Annotated in this window: 16 protein-coding genes, 2 pseudogenes and 2 CRISPR repeat arrays; of the genes and pseudogenes, 11 read left to right on the top strand and 7 right to left on the bottom strand. The window is 34.5% G+C overall.

Annotation, left to right across the window (positions count from 1 at the left end):
- Positions 1-11 precede the first annotated feature (11 nt).
- Positions 12-644: direct repeats of the CRISPR family, unit length 35 nt; unit sequence GTTGAAATGCCCTAGTAAGTGGAAGGGATTGCGAC.
- 63 nt (positions 645-707) lie between these two features.
- The 11 genes from ABGX27_08180 (at position 708) to ABGX27_08130 (ending at position 12,759) form a co-directional block, all read left to right on the top strand.
- On the top strand, positions 708-1,562 hold the full coding sequence (locus ABGX27_08180; protein MEO2069463.1) for a hypothetical protein: 855 nt from the start codon (positions 708-710) through the stop codon (positions 1,560-1,562).
- A 37-nt stretch (positions 1,563-1,599) separates the two neighbouring features.
- Entirely contained in the window at positions 1,600-2,538 is a 939-nt protein-coding gene (gene cas1 / locus ABGX27_08175; protein ID MEO2069462.1) for a CRISPR-associated endonuclease Cas1, read from the top strand.
- A complete protein-coding gene (gene cas2 / locus ABGX27_08170) occupies positions 2,535-2,807 on the top strand; it encodes a CRISPR-associated endonuclease Cas2 (GenBank protein ID MEO2069461.1) in 273 nt (90 codons plus the stop codon). The genes cas1 and cas2 (ABGX27_08170) overlap by 4 nt, the downstream gene beginning before the upstream one ends.
- Positions 2,804-3,127, top strand: coding sequence for a CRISPR-associated endonuclease Cas2 (cas2, locus tag ABGX27_08165; GenBank protein ID MEO2069460.1), 324 nt, complete (start codon positions 2,804-2,806; stop codon positions 3,125-3,127). The genes cas2 (ABGX27_08170) and cas2 (ABGX27_08165) overlap by 4 nt, the downstream gene beginning before the upstream one ends.
- Before the next feature lie 241 nt (positions 3,128-3,368).
- Positions 3,369-3,784: direct repeats of the CRISPR family, unit length 35 nt; unit sequence GTTGAAATGCCCTGATAAGTGGAAGGGATTGCGAC.
- A 122-nt stretch (positions 3,785-3,906) separates the two neighbouring features.
- On the top strand, positions 3,907-4,398 hold the full coding sequence (locus tag ABGX27_08160; protein ID MEO2069459.1) for an HIT domain-containing protein: 492 nt from the start codon (positions 3,907-3,909) through the stop codon (positions 4,396-4,398).
- A 6-nt stretch (positions 4,399-4,404) separates the two neighbouring features.
- Positions 4,405-5,469 (top strand): tetratricopeptide repeat protein, encoded by a 1,065-nt coding sequence (locus ABGX27_08155; protein MEO2069458.1) that lies wholly within the window; start codon positions 4,405-4,407, stop codon positions 5,467-5,469.
- Positions 5,456-9,346 carry a translocation/assembly module TamB domain-containing protein gene (locus ABGX27_08150; protein ID MEO2069457.1) on the top strand — a complete coding sequence of 1,297 codons (3,891 nt, stop codon included), beginning with the start codon at positions 5,456-5,458 and terminating at the stop codon, positions 9,344-9,346. Before ABGX27_08155 ends, ABGX27_08150 begins: the two co-directional genes overlap by 14 nt.
- A complete protein-coding gene (gene rnhC / locus ABGX27_08145) occupies positions 9,336-10,148 on the top strand; it encodes a ribonuclease HIII (GenBank protein MEO2069456.1) in 813 nt (270 codons plus the stop codon). Before ABGX27_08150 ends, rnhC begins: the two co-directional genes overlap by 11 nt.
- Positions 10,145-11,020 carry a signal peptide peptidase SppA gene (sppA, locus tag ABGX27_08140; GenBank protein MEO2069455.1) on the top strand — a complete coding sequence of 292 codons (876 nt, stop codon included), beginning with the start codon at positions 10,145-10,147 and terminating at the stop codon, positions 11,018-11,020. The genes rnhC and sppA overlap by 4 nt, the downstream gene beginning before the upstream one ends.
- A gap of 35 nt (positions 11,021-11,055) precedes the next feature.
- The gene (purD, locus tag ABGX27_08135; protein ID MEO2069454.1) at positions 11,056-12,330 is read left to right on the top strand and encodes a phosphoribosylamine--glycine ligase; all 1,275 of its coding nucleotides are present in this window, start codon (positions 11,056-11,058) and stop codon (positions 12,328-12,330) included.
- A 42-nt stretch (positions 12,331-12,372) separates the two neighbouring features.
- Entirely contained in the window at positions 12,373-12,759 is a 387-nt protein-coding gene (locus ABGX27_08130) for a hypothetical protein (protein ID MEO2069453.1), read from the top strand.
- On the opposite strand, the gene ABGX27_08125 is transcribed toward ABGX27_08130, so the two are convergent.
- The 7 genes and pseudogenes from ABGX27_08125 to ABGX27_08095 form a co-directional block, all read right to left on the bottom strand.
- Positions 12,752-13,393, bottom strand: coding sequence for a tetratricopeptide repeat protein (locus ABGX27_08125; protein ID MEO2069452.1), 642 nt, complete (start codon positions 13,391-13,393; stop codon positions 12,752-12,754). The genes ABGX27_08130 and ABGX27_08125 overlap by 8 nt on opposite strands.
- 19 nt (positions 13,394-13,412) lie before the next feature.
- Positions 13,413-13,775 (bottom strand): hypothetical protein, encoded by a 363-nt coding sequence (locus tag ABGX27_08120; GenBank protein ID MEO2069451.1) that lies wholly within the window; start codon positions 13,773-13,775, stop codon positions 13,413-13,415.
- Positions 13,776-14,370: 595 nt separating this feature from the next.
- The gene (locus ABGX27_08115; protein MEO2069450.1) at positions 14,371-15,279 is read right to left on the bottom strand and encodes a M23 family metallopeptidase; all 909 of its coding nucleotides are present in this window, start codon (positions 15,277-15,279) and stop codon (positions 14,371-14,373) included.
- A 345-nt stretch (positions 15,280-15,624) separates the two neighbouring features.
- Positions 15,625-16,241 (bottom strand): annotated as a pseudogene (locus ABGX27_08110) (urea transporter).
- Positions 16,225-16,437, bottom strand: a complete 213-nt coding sequence (locus ABGX27_08105; GenBank protein MEO2069449.1) for an urea transporter — start codon at positions 16,435-16,437, stop codon at positions 16,225-16,227. The pseudogene ABGX27_08110 and the gene ABGX27_08105 overlap by 17 nt, the downstream one beginning before the upstream one ends.
- Positions 16,428-16,910 (bottom strand): hypothetical protein, encoded by a 483-nt coding sequence (locus ABGX27_08100; GenBank protein MEO2069448.1) that lies wholly within the window; start codon positions 16,908-16,910, stop codon positions 16,428-16,430. Before ABGX27_08100 ends, ABGX27_08105 begins: the two co-directional genes overlap by 10 nt.
- A gap of 6 nt (positions 16,911-16,916) precedes the next feature.
- Positions 16,917-17,738, bottom strand: a pseudogene (locus tag ABGX27_08095) (alanine racemase).
- Between the last annotated feature and the right edge of the window lie 97 nt (positions 17,739-17,835).

Here is a 17,835-nt window from a genome sequence, read left to right as displayed (position 1 = left end):
CGCCAATTCCAGTTGAAATGCCCTAGTAAGTGGAAGGGATTGCGACACCTTTTCTCCATTTTCAGCAAAATCATCCCTTTCTGCTATTGTTGAAATGCCCTAGTAAGTGGAAGGGATTGCGACTGCCCTCCTTTCCAACTTTGACACCTCCATTTCTTCCAGTTGAAATGCCCTAGTAAGTGGAAGGGATTGCGACTTTTTCTTATAAGCTCTTTATACACTACTACTGGCATTCTTGTTGAAATGCCCTAGTAAGTGGAAGGGATTGCGACTAAACTTTTTCAGTCTTGTTATAATCTCCTTCGCTGTACGTTGAAATGCCCTAGTAAGTGGAAGGGATTGCGACAAGAGAATGTATCTAAATAAGGCATTTTTGTGTCGCTATCAAGTTGAAATGCCCTAGTAAGTGGAAGGGATTGCGACTTAATGGGGTGTGTATAGCATTATACAACCCTACTGGCAACCGTTGAAATGCCCTAGTAAGTGGAAGGGATTGCGACAGTGGTAAGTAAATTCTTACTCTTTTCATAGTTTTTAGTTGAAATGCCCTAGTAAGTGGAAGGGATTGCGACTGTAATAAAGTTTACTCACTATTTCTTGAAATTCGGAGTTGAAATGCCCTAGTAAGTGGAAGGGATGAAATTGGAGAGTTAGAGGACTAGTAAACAGTTTTTTAGTTTTTAAAAGTTCCTTTGAGGGAGGGAAAGTTGGCTAAAAGGTTTAAACTAAATAGGTCTAGTGTTCATATAAAAAGAGCTTTTATCTCTCAGTTTGGAATGTTTTTTAGGGATAAATCAACAGCTTTTTGGACAGGTTTGATATTTTTAGCTTTATCGATTGTAGCTGGCTGGATCCCTGACGGATTAGAAAAAATACTTTTCGAAAAAGATAAAAGAAGTGGAATTTTTCTTTTTATTTCAGGACTAATCATTCTTATTGTTTTAGGCTATTTAGGAGTAAAATACTCCCATGAAAGTAAATTTGAAGTTTATGATGAAGAACCAGAAAAGAAAAAAATATTAATACCATTCTTGAGTGTTATCAATAAGGGGGAAAATATTGTAGATTCTCAAACTCTTTTAGAAGAAATAGAAAAAATTCCAGATAACTTACCTCTTGAGGAAAAAATTGAAGTTATTCAACAAAATTCTTTGCTTCGGAAGTGGAGAATGCCAATAGAAGCTATTAAATATCATCAACCTAAATTAGAAAAAATTATCGTTATAACTTCTTCTCAATCTTTAGAGCAAGTTCCAGCATTCAAAGAACTTGTAAAGAAGTGTTTTGGAGAATCATTTGAAAAGAAAATAGTCAAGAAATTGGTTTCAGACTTTGAAAATATTAAAGAGCTTTTTAATGTTTTAGATGATGTTTATTCAGAAATTAGGAAGGAAGGATACAGAGATAAAGATGCAATCATTGACATTACAGGAGGACAGAAGATTAATTCAATAGCTGGAGCTTTCATGACCTCATTTTATAATGATAGAGAATTTCAATATGTTTCCACTCAAAACCATAAAATAAAATCTTATGATGTCAGGTTAATAGTAGATGACTAAATAAAGCTATTTTAATAGAAATTAAGGGAAAGGAGCTGTGAAAGGATTTCTTTTTGTTACCACGCCAGGAGCAAAAATTTCAAGAAAAGGGAATGTCTTAATAGTGGAAATTAGAGATGAAAAGCGTCAAATTCCCATAGGAGTTATTAAGCATGTCTTTTTATTTGGAACAGTTAACATAACAGTTCCTGCTATAAGGTTGCTTTCTTCTCGTGGAAAGTTTGTCTTTCTTCTCAATAGATACGGAAGACTCGTAAGTGTAATTTGCCCAGAATTTTTTGGAAGTGACAATAATGTCAGAGTAAACCAGTATCAAACTTTTACAGATGAAAAAAGGAAGTTAGAAATAACCAAAGAACTTTTAAGAAGGAAAATAGAAGTTGCTGAAATTGTTATTTATAATCTTCATTCTTCAAGAAATTTAAAAGCTAAAGATGTTAAGGAGTGGAAAGAGAAAGTCTTAACCTCGTTGTTATCTGCCTCTAATATTCAGTCTTTATTAGGAATAGATGGAAATATCAGCAAATATCTTTATGATAAGTTTTCCTCTTTCAACGAAAGTTCTTTTTCATTTGGCAAAAGAGAATACTATCCCCCACCAGATCCTGTAAATGCTTTGTTGAGTTTAAGTTTTTCTATTTTTTACTCTCTTATGTATCCTATGGTGCTTGCATTTGGCTTTGACCCATACCTTGGTTTTTTCCACATAAGAAGAGGAAGACACGCTGCTTTATGTTCTGACGTTATGGAAATAGTTAGACCAAGACTAGTTGAATTTGTTTTTAATACCTTAAATGATGGGTTCTTTTTAGAAGAAGATTTTTCAAGCGATAGGTCAGGAGTTTTTCTAAAAACAAAAGCACTAAAAAGTTTCGTTAAACTATATACAGATGTAGTAATCCACGGTAAAGAAGGTGTTTTTCTTGAAAGTGTTATTGATTTTCTTAGCTGGTTAAAAGAAGAGGTTAAAAGATGAAATATCTAGTAACTTATGACATATCCGACGACCGAAAACGTGATAAAGTTATAAAACTTCTAAATGAACACGGAAAAAGAGTTCAGCTTAGCTGTTTTGAAATAGAAATAACTTCTGAAAAGATTGATAGCTTAATATCAGATCTTGAAAAAGTAATAGATAGCGAAACGGACAAGATTTTCTTTTTTCCCATAAGTGAATACTCCATTCCTCTTGTAAAAAAGCTTGGAAAAAGTGATATAGAACATAATCCCAGCATAGTACTATGAACTTACCGAAAAGAATTTCTAGGTTTGTTGTTATTTATGACATATGCGTTATTAATGACTCTTATCAAGAACATAGAAGTTCTGCAAAAAGAAGAGCAAAAGTTATGAGGATACTTTACGATTACGGAATAAGAACTCAGCTTAGTGTTTTTGAAGTGGAATTACAGTCAGATCAGTATGAAGAACTCATAGAACGTATTGAAAATGTAATTAGAATGGAGTCAGACAAAGTCTACATTTATCCTTTAGATAATAAGAGTCTAAAGAAAATCAAAAGGTTAGGTAAAGAAAAGGGTATATTGAAAGACTTTTTCTTTTGATTTCAAGAAGAACAATGATATAATAAAATCAATCTTCAGTTCTTTGAAAAGTGAATAATGTTGGGAAGGGTTTGAGGGATAAGAAGTTTTATTTCATTCTGAAATTTAGATGAATTACCTATTGATTTGCAAGGGTTTAAAACCTGTTTGGCGATGATCATTGTAGGGCAATAAACATTAGATTTATATAGAAAACTCAAGTTCTAAAGCTATTGATTTGCAATGTTTCGTTTTAGGACCTGTTGAAATGCCCTGATAAGTGGAAGGGATTGCGACTAAATATTTACTCCCTTTGCGATAACATCCATTTTGTGTTGAAATGCCCTGATAAGTGGAAGGGATTGCGACATCTGATGGGAAAGGATTTTTTACCTCCAAAATTAATTTATGTTGAAATGCCCTGATAAGTGGAAGGGATTGCGACTAGGGTTGGAGTGTAATTACTTTTTTGCCCTCTTGGAATCTTTTGTTGAAATGCCCTGATAAGTGGAAGGGATTGCGACCATATTCTTCACAATATTCACAAAATTCTAACATTATTAGTTGAAATGCCCTGATAAGTGGAAGGGATTGCGACTTTTACTATCTGAACAATTGCATCATAAGAGTCCTCAGGGATATAGTTGAAATGCCCTGATAAGTGGAAGGGATTGCGACTAGTGTTGGAAGGTTAGAGAAGCTTGGAAGGTTAGAAGGCTATCAGAAAACTAAAAAGCTACCCCTCCAATCCTCCAACCCTCTAAATGCTAAAATATCCTAAAATCTCAAGGAGGAATCCTTTGGAAATCTTATGGGCACCGTGGAGACTTTCTTACGTTAGCAAGGCTGGAAAAGAAAAAAAGAAAGGATGCTTTATTTGTCAAGCAATAGAAGATGACCCATCAAAGGACAAAGAAAATCTTCTTCTTTATAGGGGAAAGAGAGCAATAGTCATACTAAATAGATTTCCCTACAATACTGCACATCTTATGGTTTGTCCTGTAAGGCATACTGGAGATTTCTTATCTTTACTTCCAGAGGAGATGGCAGAAATTGACGAGCTTTTAAAACGTTCAATTAGGGCAATAAAAAGGGCTTATAATCCAGACGGTTTCAACGTTGGCTTGAACTTGGGAAAAGTTTCCGGTGGAAGTGTTGATACACACATTCACTACCACGTTGTCCCAAGGTGGCTTGGAGATACAAACTTTATGCCGGTTATCGGAGGAGCAAAAGTTATTCCTCAATCTCTTGATGAAACGTTCGACTTACTCAAAAAGTATTGGGAATAGAAAACAATGCTTGCCAAGATTGTAAAGCTTTTATTTAGAAAGGAGACCGTTTCTATTGCAAGCTTTTTAAAAAAACTTCTGATAGACAGGAAAGATTTAATAAAGTATATATCCTTTGAAAATCTTGATGTTGAAAGTCCTTTTAGTGCTTATTTAACTTTAGCGATCCTCTTGAAAGAGAAGGGAGAATATTACAAAAGTTTAAAAACTTTGGAAAAGCTTAAAAATCAAGACCTTAGCGAGAACGAAAAGAGGCTTGTTTACCTTAACCTTGCCCTCGTTTACAAATCTGCTGGTTTTATAGATAGGGCTGAGAAAGTTTTAAAAGAAGGTATTTCTCTCTTTCCTTACGAAAGTTTTTTCTACTACGAAATTGCCGAAATAAAGAAATTTTCTGGAAAGCTTGAAGAAGCTGTTGAGTATTTAGAAAAGGCTGTAGATCTTTGCAAAGACTTTGAAGATGAACTTGTGCATACAAAACTTTATCTAGCAGACAGTTATATAGAAAATGGAAGAACAGATAAAGCATTTAGAATACTAAGGAAAATAGACTTAAAAGTTCCAGTTCCTCTTTTTTACTATGTCCTTTCAAAACTTTACTACTCTGTAGGAGATAAAGAAAAAGGCTTTAGATATGCTTTAAAGGGAATAAAGTTAGCACCCAAAAAGCAACTTCCGTTTCTGAAAATAGTGGAAGAATTTGAAGGTTTGAGCTTGGAAAAATTAAGGAAGGTGGCTAAAGAACTTGATACCTCTTGTGAAATAGGAAAGCTTTTAGCGAAGAAACTTTTAGAAGAAGGAAATCAAGAGGAACTACTTTCACTTTTAGATAAACTTAACAAAAAGTGTTCCACCGATCCTGAGATAAAAGAACTTTACCTTAGAATTCTTTGGGAAAGTGGAAAGAGAAAACAGGTTGTAGATGAAGTTGTGAAGTTCTTGACAACATTAAAGGAAAAAAGAAAACTTTTCAAATGTGAATCGTGTGGTTTTGAAACCAACAACTTTGACTGGATATGCCCTCGCTGTAAAGAATGGGAATCTTTGGAGATAAACAGTGAGGATAGTTAGACTTTTAGAGTTTTTGGCTATAATTATTTTCCTGTATTTTTCCTTCCTTCTCGGCAAAGAACTTTTCTTTCTATATTTAGAAAAAAAATCAATAAATATTTCCCATAGAAATACAAAAATTTTTTTTGAAGATGGAAATTTGGTATTAACTACTGATAAGTTCTACTTTGAAAAATCCAAAATAGAAATTCGTGTGGAAAAAGGAAAGTTTTCTTTAGATCTTTGGGAGAGTCTAAAAGATTTAAACTTACGGTTTGAAAAAATATACATTGAAAAAATCTACATAAAAAACGAAGAAGAAAGGAAAAAAACAAAATATCTACCGGCTTTCACTCTAAAAGCACCTTTCTACGTAAAAGAACTTAAAGTTCAAGAAGCAAAAGTAGAAACTCCAAATTTTATCTTAAGTGGAAGAAACATTTTTATAGACCAAAAAGAATTTAAAATCGAAAAGCTAGAAGGCTTAGCTTCTCATAAAAAGTTTTTCCTTTATCCTCTAAGTGGCAAAATTATTGATGACAACCTATCTTTTTCAAATCTCCGTTTCTCTTTTGACAAGTATTTCATAACAGGAAAGGGAAAAATATCTAAGGATCTATTCTTTATTAGCTTTAATGGAACGGTAAAAAGTGGTAACTTGAACCTAAAAATTGCTTTTGAGAAAAGGAATAAATTCGCAAGCTTAAAAGGAAATATCAAGTACGACTCTTTTGATAATCTCTATTATTCTATAAACGGAGAACTTTCTAAAGACTTTGAAATAACATCTGGAAAATTCACATATCAAAAATCGGAAGCCTCTTTTAAAGGAAAACTTAACTTAGAAGACATCAAAATCAGTGGAAAATTAAAAGGAAAAACATTAAAAGTTCCTTTTGGAACTTTTGAGAATTTTACAGGAACGTTTAATGTAGAAGGAACTTTTAAAAATCCTTTACTTAAGATTTCTCTAAGAGGCGAAGAACTTGAAACAAATGTTCTTCCTTTAAAAAACTTTTATCTTAAGGCAAAGGTAGCAGGTAAACAAAAAGATGTTTTCTTAAACTCTAAGAATCTTTCTTTAACGCTAAAACTTGAAGATAAAAATGGAACTGGAAAGTTAAGTTTAAAATCTTTTGACATTGACTTTCTAAGTCCCGTCTTCAAAGAGAGGAAAAAGTTTGGAAAGTGGATACCCAAAACAGTTCTTACGGGAGAATGTCTTTTCAAAATAAAGGAACTTTCTTTAGAAAGTTTTTCAGGAAATTTGTCTTTTGATAGTTTCTTTTTTAGAGGGTTTTCCTCTATAGGTTCTTTGTCCTTAAGAGGTAATTCTAACTCTGTTATCTACAAAGCGTTTCTGGTCTCTCCGGAAGGAGTAGTAAGTTCAGAGGGAGAGTTGAACCTTAAAGAAAAATTTTTGAAGGCACACTTTGAAGGAAAGAATTTAAAGGTTTCTTCTATAGATTTTCTATCATCGGTAGGATTTAAAGGAAAAGTTTCTACAAGAGGAAGAGTTGTTGGAAAGCTGAGTAATCCTCAAGCCACCTTTGTCTTTCAGTCAGAGGATACATCATTTAGAGGAATTTTTATAGGTCACATTCAAGGAGAATTTTCTGTAAATAACAAGGAACTTCTAATTTCGGCAAAAGGTAAAGATGTAGAACTTGAAAGTCTTTCTTTATACCTTGGGTCTCCTATGGGTTTTAAACTTGTTGGAAAAGTTAACAACATCGAATCTAAACTTTTAATGGAATTGCTCAAAAGCTTTGGAGTAAAAACTTTTATAGACTTTTCAGGAAAAGTAACGGGGAATTTCAAGATAACATCTTCTAACATCTTAAAAGCAAAAGATATAAAAGTTTTTTCCGATTTTTCATCGGAAAATGTGCAGTTTTCTATAGACAAAATAAGAGGCAAAGCAAGAGAGGTTTCAGGAAAAGTTGTTTACGATCAACATTTAAAGTTGTCTCTTTCTGGAAATAATGAACTATTGAGACTTGAGAACTTAACCCTAAACAATGGAAGCTTTAACTTAGAACTTAATAAAAATACCTTGGAGCTTTTTGTTGATGGAATGTCCTTGGAAGGTCTTGAAAAGAGCTCTATTAATGGAGATTTAAAGTTAAATATTGGTAGTAAAGACATAGAAAGCAATATAGCCTTATCCGGAGAACTTAATAAAAAAGAAATGAACTTTCAAGCAAAACTAAATCTTTCCCTATCCTTAAAAGGTAAGCTAAACAGTTTCTCCGTTTTTATCGAAGGAGATTCTAAAATATCCTATCCATATTTAAAAGAGAAAATTGAATTTGACATAGAAGGTAGACTGCATGAGCCAGAAAACTTTGGAAGTGTTGTTTTCAAAAGTAAACACGGAGACTTTAAGCTTTTAGTCTTTGGAAAAAAGCTAAACTTAATGGGTAGTCTAAGGAATTTTGATCTTCTTCTCCCCAAGGCTAATGTAAAGGTAAAAATGTCCTTTGTTAACCTTGACCTAAGAGACCTTTCTGGAAACATAGCTATTCCTACCTTCGAGGTAAAACCTGACAGTTTCTATAAACTCTATTCCGTTTCGGGACTATACATAAATCTAAATAAAGGGAAAGTATCTTTTTCAAATGTTCGCTTTTCTTACTTGGACGGTTGGGGAGAAGTCAGAAACATTGAACTAAATGGAAAGATCTTAAAAGGACAAATCTTTGCAAATTTAGGAATGAAAGGTCTTCTTTACCTTACAGAGTTTAAAAAAGATGTTAAATACATAAAGGGGCGCTTAAAGCTAGAAGGTAAGTTTAAATACTCTGAAGGACTTGATTACTTGATTAAATTCTCTTCTGAAAAGGTAGAAGGAAAAGTATCATATATCCTAAGTAGGTTCTCGGTTTATAGGTTCGACGGTAAAGTGGAGAATGGTGAAATCAGAGAGATACTTTCTGAAATAAACGCTGGTAACGGCAACATTTTGGTTAAAGGGGATGATAAAGGACTATCCATTTCTCTCTCTGATGTTTTTGCTGGAGAACCTGGAAAATGGAGAGGAAAGATCTCTGGAAACTTAAGGTTTGAAAACAAAAAATTAACAGGGAAATTAAACATTACAAAAACAAAACTTTACTTTGAAAAGAAAGAAAAAGACAAAAAAGACACAACGAAAACTACTTTGAAAATACCTATAAATGTATCAGTAGAATTAAACTTTCTGGAAGAAGTAGAAATAAAGGGTGAGCTTTTCCGCTTAAGAGTAATCCCAAAGCTAAAGCTTCAAAGCCGCAGAGAACGATTAACCATCAGTGGAGATTTTTACATAGTTGATGGAGATATAAACTATATGGGTAAAAAATTCAAAGTTGTATATGGTAGTGGAGCTATAAACGATCTTTTTAAGAAAGACGGTTTCGTTGACATCTTAGCAACTTCTTACATTGCTGGTTACTACGTGTACATGCAGATTAGAGGTTCTTTTAATTCTCCTACTTTAGTCCTATCTTCAGACCCTCCTCTAACGAGGGAAGAGATCCTTAACTTGGTAATGATGGGAAGTTCTCCACAAGAAACAGAAAAAAGTTCGGAGCTTTTCCCTGCTGTTCAAGTTGCTTACTATGCAAGTTCCGAGCTTATAAAACCAGTGGAAGAAAAGGTAAAAAAGATCCTCAAAGTAGATAAGTTCAGCGTAGAACCGTACATAACAAAGTACGGAGAAACCGTTGCAAAGTTCTCAATAATAAAGAAGCTATCAAAAAAGGTTAGAATAATGGGGTATGAAACCACAGGACAAAACCCTGAATATGGAGCAAGTGTTCAGTACTTCATTACAGGCAGAACATTTTTAGAAGGTAAATACAATAGCTACTATGGACCAGAATTTGGTATAGGGTTTGAGATAAATGTTAAATAGAGAAGAGATAGAAGAACTTGTAAAAAGGCTAACAGAAAAGGGTGCTTCCTTAGAAAAACCTCCAGAGCACGCTATTTACAGGCTAAAAAAAGATAAAGGAATTTTGACCATTTATAAAACTGGTAGCTTGGTTTTTGGGGGAAAAGAAGCCAGAGTTCTAAAAGAAGAGGTAGAAACCTTCTACCTTGAAAAGCTTGAAAAAGTCCCTAAGATTGGTTGTGATGAGGCTGGTAAAGGAGAGTTTATAGGTCCTTTGGTTGTTGCTTGCATTTTTGCAGATGAAAACTGTTTAAAAGAGCTTGTCAAACTTGGTGTAAAGGACTCTAAGAAACTTAAGAAAGAAAAAATCCTAGAACTATCAAAAAATATAAAAAAAGATTGTCGTGGTAGAGTAAGGGTTCTAATGCCTAAGGCTTATAATGAGCTTTATGAAAAGTTCAAAAACGTTAACAGACTCTTAGAAGCTGTATATATGGAAGTTTTGGAAGAGTTGATAAAGAAATATTCCCCTAAGAAGGTGGTTGTTGACAAGTTTAGTAATGAAATAGAAGAAAAATTAAAGAGAAAGTTTTCCGGTATTGACTTTGAAGTTATCCCAAAAGCTGAGAAAGATATCGTTGTTGCTGCTGCATCTATTGTTGCTAAAGCAGAAAGGCTAAAAGCCATGGATATCTTAAGTAAGAAACTTGGTATAAAACTTCCCGAAGGAAACATAAATAATGAAAAAGTTTTCAAGCTTATACCACCCAGAAAGAGAAAATATTTTCTGAAATTACATTTCTTAGTTAGAGGTGAAAAATGAAGAAGATAAAAGGATTCTTTACTATTTTGGGAGTAATCTTTTTTGTAATGGTGGTTTTAAGCTTTATGAAAAAGTTTTTGTCTTCGGATTTTCCTACAAGAGAGAGTATAGGAATTGTAAAAGTTGAAGGTGCTATCAATAATTCTTCTAAATACCTTAAACTCTTGGAGAAGTTGGAAAAGAATAAAAGTATTAAAGCCATTGTTCTAAGAGTTAATTCTCCCGGCGGAGTTGTTGGAGCGTGTCAGGAGATTCACGATAAAGTAAGGGAAATTTCAAAGAAGAAACCGATAGTTGTTTCTATGGGTTCTGTTGCGGCTTCTGGGGGACTTTACATTTCACTTCCAGCGACAAAAATAGTTGCCAATCCGGGAACTATTACTGGCAGTATAGGTGTAATAATCCAAAGCTTTAACTTTAAAGCTCTAGCTGAAAAAATAGGAATAAAAGTAGTTACCGTTAAAAGTGGAAAGTTCAAGGATTTACTTAATCCTTTTAAAGATGTTAATGAAGAAAGTCTAAAAATTTTACAGTCTTTGATTGATGACTCTTACGACCAGTTTGTAGAGGCTGTTTCAAAAGATAGAAATATCCCTATTGAAAAAGTAAAAAGCTTTGCAGATGGAAGGGTTTTCACCGGAAGACAAGCAAAAGCTTTGGGGCTTGTTGATGAACTTGGAAATATTGACAAAGCCATCGAAATAGCAAAGAAACTTTCTAATTCTCCAAACGCTAAGGTCTTTGAAATAAAGGAAAAAAAGGACTTTTTAGGAAGAATTTTGGAAGGAGAAGTTCTAAGTCCAGTGAAAGAATTATTAAACGTTCTTACAAAAGAGCCTGAAAGTATGAAACTTATGTATCTACTGATATAATTTAAATCCACCAATTACAGCACAAGGAGTAAGGAATGAAAGTTTTAGTTATAGGAAGTGGAGGAAGAGAACACGCTATAGCTTGGAAACTTTCACAAAGCCCTAAGGTTGAAAAGGTCTATGGAATTCCCGGAAATCCAGGTATTTCAAGAATTGGGGAATGTGTTGATATTTCTCTTTCTGACATAGATAAAATTGCTGAGTTTGCAGAAAAAGAGAAAATAGACTTAACGGTTGTTGGTCCTGAAGCTCCGCTTGTTGCAGGAATTGTTGATGAATTTGAAAAAAGAGGACTGAAAATTTTCGGTCCTTCTAAAGAGGCAGCGAAACTTGAAGGAAGTAAAGCTTTTGCTAAAGAGTTGATGAAGGAGTGTGGCGTTCCAACTGCCGACTTTGAAGTTTTGGAGAATCCTGAAAAGGCAAAGGAATACATAAGGAAAAAAGGATCTCCAATAGTTGTTAAAGCTGATGGTCTTGCTGCAGGAAAAGGAGTTGTTGTTGCCAAAACGGTTGAAGAAGCCCTTTCTGCTATTGATAGGATAATGGTAGAGAAAGCTTTCGGAAAAGCTGGAAATAAAGTGGTTGTTGAAGACTGTTTAGTAGGTGAGGAAGCTTCCTACCTTGTCATCACCGACGGAGAAAACTTTGTTCCACTCGCCCCCAGTCAAGATCACAAGGCTGTCTTTGATGGTGATGAAGGACCAAATACCGGTGGTATGGGAACTTACTCACCAGCACCTGTTTTATCTCCTGATATGGAAAAGGAAGTCCAAGAAAAGGTTATAAAACCTATCCTTAAAGGGATGAAAGAAAGGGGCTATCCATTTAAGGGAATACTGTACGCTGGTCTTATGATAACTGAAGATGGTCCAAAAGTTTTGGAATTCAACGTAAGATTTGGAGACCCTGAAGCACAAGTTATCTTGAGAAGACTTAAAAATGACTTTGTTGATGTAGTAAATAGTGCTATTGAAGGGAACTTAGTTGATAGTTTAGAATGGATAGATGAAACTGCAATCTGTGTTGTTCTAGCGTCAAAAGGTTATCCTGGAAAGTACGAAAAAGGTAAAGAAATAAAGGGAATTGAAGAGGCTGAAAAACTTGATAGTGTAGTTGTTTTCCACGCAGGGACAAAACTTTCAGACGGGAAATTGGTAACCAACGGCGGAAGAGTTCTAAATGTTACAGCCCTTGGAAAAGATATTGTGGAAGCAAGAGAAAGGGTTTACAAAGCAATAGAAAAAATCCACTTTGATGGTATGCATTTTAGAAAAGATATTGGACTCAAAGCTCTAAAACGTATTGGATAGGGCTTTTTGCCCTTCTCTTTTTAATTTTTTACAGGGTGAACTATGAGAAGAATTTTAAGATTAAATGCTTTTTTACTTTTGTTTTTCTTAGTTTCATGTAATAACGAAAGTTCTTCTGAGTCCACCAAAATTGAAAGTAAAAAAACTAATTTAGAATTTTATGCAACTTCCAAACTGGATCTTGAAGATAGATCTTTATTTTTTGTCAAGTATTTAGGACAAATAAAAACGGATAATGAAGAAACCAAGAAGGCTTTAAAAACCCTAAAAGGATTTTTAGAGAAAAAACACTCCGATGTTTCTGAAACTTTGAGGGCTTTGAATTACTTACAAAATAACGGTAAGGGCATAATTTCTCCGCAAAAACTTACAGAATTAAAGAACTTGATATTAAAGCTAATTTCTTATCAACAACCAGTCTTTAGTTAGATTTATTTCCCTTTTCTTTCTTTATTTTCTTCAAAAACATTTTTGCAGTTGGATTTTCTGGATCAAGGATAAGTATATCTTTAAACAAAGACTCAGCAAAAGACTTTTTCCCCTGATAGAAAAGGGAAATTGCAAGTTCATTTAGGAAATTTATATCTGTAGGATATATGGACAAAATCTTTCTTGTAACAGATTCACAAACTGAGTATTTTTTAAATTCCTTAAAGCAAAGTCTCAAGTTAGCGTAATAGTTGTAGTAATCTATTTTTAACGCTCTATACATAAGAGTTTCAACATCGTTCCACCTACTTTGTGCCATGTAGGGCAACGACAAACCAAGTATAGCTTCTAAAGATGTAGGGATAACTTTTAAAGCCTTCTTATAGTGATATTCAGAATTGGCATACTTTCCAAGTAAGTAGTAAAGCCAACCAAGTCTTAGATTAACTGTATACCCGTCAGGATAGTTCTGATAAACAGGCATAAGCGCTTTTATCGCGTTTTCGTAGTCTCCATTTTTTTCATATGAAAAAGACTTTTCATACGAAACCTTTATTTCCTTGTATGGCATTGAAAAAGAAGGAATAGTAAGCAAAAGAGAAAAGAAGGTAAAGAAAAGGAAGAAACTCCTCATAATAGCCTCCTTTAACTAATTAGAACTTGTATCCTACAGAAAGAACGGCAACAGTCTGAGTAGCTGTTGACGACGTGTTTATTCCTTTTGGTTTAGGAGGTTGGTTAGTATCACTTTCGTTCTCCTCATAGTAAGAACTTATACTAAGATCAAAAGCCACTCTTATTCCATTCCTGAATGTGTATCCAACCTCCCCGTAGATACCTCCTTTGTACTTTTCCGTTAGGTTGTAGACAACAAATCCTCCATTTTTAACTGCAAAAATCTGTTCTCCTATCCAAGCCCCAGCTGTTAGATCATAGTTTCCATAGTAGTACCTTAAAGTTCCGTCTATAGAAAAGTAATTGGTATCCCCTATACCGATAGTGTCAGCCTCATTCACGTGAATATAAAAGGCACTTAGATCGCAGTAAAGAGATCCTTTTTCTTGACTGGAAAAAAGTCTTACTGTAGCATGAGGAGCAAGTTGAATAACAGAAAAGTCTTGCAGATTATCGTACTTAGAGTAATAAATTCCTATTCCTCCACTCCATAAGAAAAAGTATGGAGGATAGGTCTGATATTTCAGATATGTACCATCAAAGAAGAAGATCTTTCCACCATCTGTAAGAAGATCATCACTACTTATGTAATGAAAACCAAAGGTAAAAGAATGATTCTTTAGTATTCCATAAGAGTTTGTGTAGGCAAACGTTAAATCATTCTGCTTTAACGTAGAACCGTCCTTGTAGTCTACTTTCGTGTAACTCCACCCTATTTGAACGGTGTTTTCTTTGCCATCACTTACGTTAAGGTAGCCAGTTACAGAATATCCACTATCCTTAACATCTGAGTTGCTATAGTTTATTAAACTACCATATAAGACTTCATAACCCGTAATTTTTATATTTCCAAGCCCAAAAGAATTTTCAAACTTTTCGGAGCGTATGAAGGAAGAGATAAAATGAGAGAAACTAAAAGTAATCCTAAAAGTTTTCTCATCTTTTTTTCCTCCTTTTTCTTTCTATTTTTACTTTTCCTACTTCTACTTTTTCAAAACCAAAGTCATTAGAAATCCTTAGTTTCGCTTTTGATAAAGATGACGGCATAACTATATCAGATTGGATTTCATCTTCAGAAACAAAGGAACTCTTCACTTTCACTTCAAACAGATTGTGCTTGAAAGAGGATATAAATAGGAAAAATTCTCTCTTTAACTTTGAGGAAGGGGAAATAAGGGGCAAGTAGTCTTTCCAGTAAATTCCTTTTTTTGGAAGAAGAGGAATTTTTGGAGCAGCAAAAAGAAAATACTTCAAAGGAGAGTTTAAATCTCCCTCTAAGTGGTAAAAGTAGAAACAGGAGTTTTTTATTCCAAAGTAAAGTTTTGCCAAACCATCAGTTAAATAGAAAGTCCCATCTTGTGCCATTTTTACAACGGTTTTTAAAACTTTTTCTTTTCCTTCCTCATTTACCAAAAACTCCATTTCTTGGTCTATCAGAAGATTCAACCTGTTAAAAAGTCCTTTGTCAGGGAAAACGGGTTCTACTGTCTCTCCTTCCTTGGGGATTCCAACGTCGAAAAATCGGTCTCCTACAACGTAAGAAGAAAAGGTAGAGGAAACTGTAGGAGCGCCAAGATTCGGCAAAAGTTGAACCTGAACATGAATGTGGGGTTGGGGAGAATAACCTGAGTTTCCACAAAGTCCTAAAACGGTTCCTTTAACAACATAGTCTTCCGGTTTTACTCTTATAGAATTTTGTTTTAAGTGGCATATAAGAACGTAAAAACCTCTCTTATCGTGAAGAAGAACGTAATTTCCCCAGTTGTTTTCTTTATCTGCTTGTCCTATTTGATTATCTGGAATGGAATTAACAACCGATACTACTTGTCCGTCAATAGGAGACAAAACAGGTTTTCCAAACGCATAGTAATCGGTAAGAAAATTTCCTTCATTTTTATAGGTCTTTCCTTCTTCGTCGGTAATAACAAAATCAACAGCAAACTTCCAAGCGCCTTTGTGAGTCCACTCTTCATCAAAGGACTGCCAAATTGTCCACTTTCCGGAAAATGGAAGGCTTAGTTCTCTTCCTGTAAATGGAAACCTTTTTGAAAATGTTAAGTAGTGGTCAAGAGTCTTTTCTGGAGTTCCTTTATAGTTTTGGGTAACGTAAACAAAACCTACAGATATGAGAACGTAAAGGATTAAAAGGACTGTGGTGTTAAAGGGTAAAGCAAAAACAGGAAGTCCATAACTTTCCCAGAATACTTTCGTTCCTTCAACGATTGGAACTGAAATGATAGAAGAAAGAATTGCGAACTTGTAACTTCTTAGCGAAGGGACTAGGAAAACACCGCCTATTGCCATTGAAGTTAAGATGTAATTAAAGGCTGAAAGGTCTGAAAATGCCTGATAAAAGTAACCTGAAAAAATGCTTTCGTAAGAGTTCCGCTGAAATAACCAAGAATAGAAAGAAGAGCTAAGATTCTGGAAACGCTAAGTATTAATACAAAAATGACAAGTCCTTCAAAAATATCCGGCATGAAAAAAATAGCCCCAAGGGATTTTAGATAACCTTCTAAAGGTAAGGGTAGATTAAGCGAGACAAAGACTTGATTGTGTGGATATAGGTTAACCGCAAAAAGGTTTGAGAACTTTAACGATGCTAAGTAAAGTAAGGAACTAACAATAACGAAAGGAATACTTAAGATTGGAAGTCTTAAGTAATATGAGAAAAGAGAGGATAGCGTAAACGTAAGCAGGAAAGTTAAAATGCCTGCTATTATGAAAAACGCTAGACTTAAAAAGCTTACCTTAAAAAGATATCCTAAGGAAAGTCCAACAAGAAGAGGGTTATATATAGTAGTCAAGTCTTAAGAACTCTTCCTTAAATCCTAAAAATCTTGCAAAAATGTAAGCAGAAATAACGGAAACAAAACCTCCAATTCCTAAGTTTGGATTGAAAAAAGAGAGGATTAGAAGAACTATTCCACCTACTAAGTTACTATTAAAAAGGACCGCAGAGTAGCTTTTAAAAATTGGATAGAGAACCTTCTTTAGTTCCATTCCAGTTTCAGCCTCTCAGGAAGTTTTTCCTTTCCCACTATGTCATCTAAGGTTTCCTTTTCTCTTATAAGTTCCACATTTCCATTTTCTCCAATTAAAACAACATTTGGCCTATATCTTATAAACTGCATCCACTGAGTAACGTTGTAAGCACCCACTGGAGATAGGATTAACCTTGTTCCTCGCGGAAGCGGTGGAAGATAAATCATATCGTCAACTACATCTATGTTCATACATAAAGGTCCATAGAGGATACAAGGTTCTGTTGGTCCCTGAACTTCCCTATCAATTTCAATATTGAAGTGATACCAAAGAGCGGTGAACAGGACGTTTACTCCTGCGTCAAGAACGTAAGCTTTTCTTCCATCTGGCATTCCCTTAGCAGCATGAACAGTAGTTATTAAGAATCCAGCTTCGTCTACAATAGCCCTTCCACTTTCAATTATTAGCTTTGGGTAATCTCCCGGTCTCAAAGATGAGAATAAAGCATTACAAACCTTTTCCGCAAACTCGTCAATTGACGGGACTGCTACATCCGGTGGCAAGTATATTCCCCTTAACCTGCTTCTTGAAGGGAAACCGCCTCCAATGTCAATGTACTCTATCTTGAATCCGAAAGTGTCTTCTACTTTATATGCAAACTCTACCATCTTTCTAACTTCCTTTTCGTAAGCTGAAGGGTCTAAAATGAAAGTACCTATGTGGCAGTGAAGACCGTTAAGTTCTACCTTTCCGCCAGAAGCAATTCTCTTTACTGCATCCCACGCTTGACCGTTCTCAAGATTAAATCCAAATCTTGTTCACTGAGGATAAATCCCTGTGTCCATATTAAGTCTAATTCCAGCTTTGACTCTTACTCCAAGTTCATCGGCAACTTCTTCAAGGTCTGCAATTTCCTCAAAATGGTCAATGTTAATTCTTGCCCCTTCTTTTACAGCCACTTTTAAAGATTCAATGGGTTTGTAAGGTCCATTGTAGATTATTTTATTTCCGGGAACTCCGAGCCTTCTTGCCTTTCCGTATTCAAACTCTGAAACAACCTCCGCAGTCTCTCCCTCTTGATGCAAAATAGCACATATTGCATCTAAGTAGTTTGTCTTGTAAGACCAACTAAACTCAACATTCGGATAACGGAGAGTAAAAGCATTTCTTATTTCTCTAAATTTTTGGCGAAGTTTCTTTTCAGAGAAAACAAAGAGTAGAGAACCAAACTTATTAACTAATTCCTCTACAGGAATTCCTTCAATTTCTTTTCTAACTTTTCTCCTATAGGGAGACGCAAATTTTCCAAACTTGTTCATAAATCCTGTTCTAAGCTTAAATATTACTGGCTTTTCATAAGCTTTTTTCATATTTTCCTCCTTAAATCTTAAGTTTCTCCACGAGTGATTACTTTTT

Source organism: Desulfurobacteriaceae bacterium, from assembly GCA_039832905.1.
Lineage (GTDB): Bacteria > Aquificota > Aquificia > Desulfurobacteriales > Desulfurobacteriaceae > Desulfurobacterium.
This window is presented reverse-complemented; position numbering and strand designations above follow the sequence as displayed.

What these genes read in the sequence shown, in the direction of transcription:
- cas2 (MEO2069461.1), top strand. Translation starts at nt 2,535, where the DNA reads ATGAAATATCTAGTAACTTATGACATATCCGACGACCGAAAACGTGAT.
- cas2 (MEO2069460.1), top strand. Translation starts at nt 2,804, where the DNA reads ATGAACTTACCGAAAAGAATTTCTAGGTTTGTTGTTATTTATGACATA.
- ABGX27_08155 (MEO2069458.1), top strand. Translation starts at nt 4,405, where the DNA reads ATGCTTGCCAAGATTGTAAAGCTTTTATTTAGAAAGGAGACCGTTTCT.
- rnhC (MEO2069456.1), top strand. Translation starts at nt 9,336, where the DNA reads ATGTTAAATAGAGAAGAGATAGAAGAACTTGTAAAAAGGCTAACAGAA.
- sppA (MEO2069455.1), top strand. Translation starts at nt 10,145, where the DNA reads ATGAAGAAGATAAAAGGATTCTTTACTATTTTGGGAGTAATCTTTTTT.
- purD (MEO2069454.1), top strand. Translation starts at nt 11,056, where the DNA reads ATGAAAGTTTTAGTTATAGGAAGTGGAGGAAGAGAACACGCTATAGCT.
- ABGX27_08130 (MEO2069453.1), top strand. Translation starts at nt 12,373, where the DNA reads ATGAGAAGAATTTTAAGATTAAATGCTTTTTTACTTTTGTTTTTCTTA.
- ABGX27_08125 (MEO2069452.1), bottom strand. Translation starts at nt 13,393, where the DNA reads ATGAGGAGTTTCTTCCTTTTCTTTACCTTCTTTTCTCTTTTGCTTACT.
- ABGX27_08105 (MEO2069449.1), bottom strand. Translation starts at nt 16,437, where the DNA reads ATGGAACTAAAGAAGGTTCTCTATCCAATTTTTAAAAGCTACTCTGCG.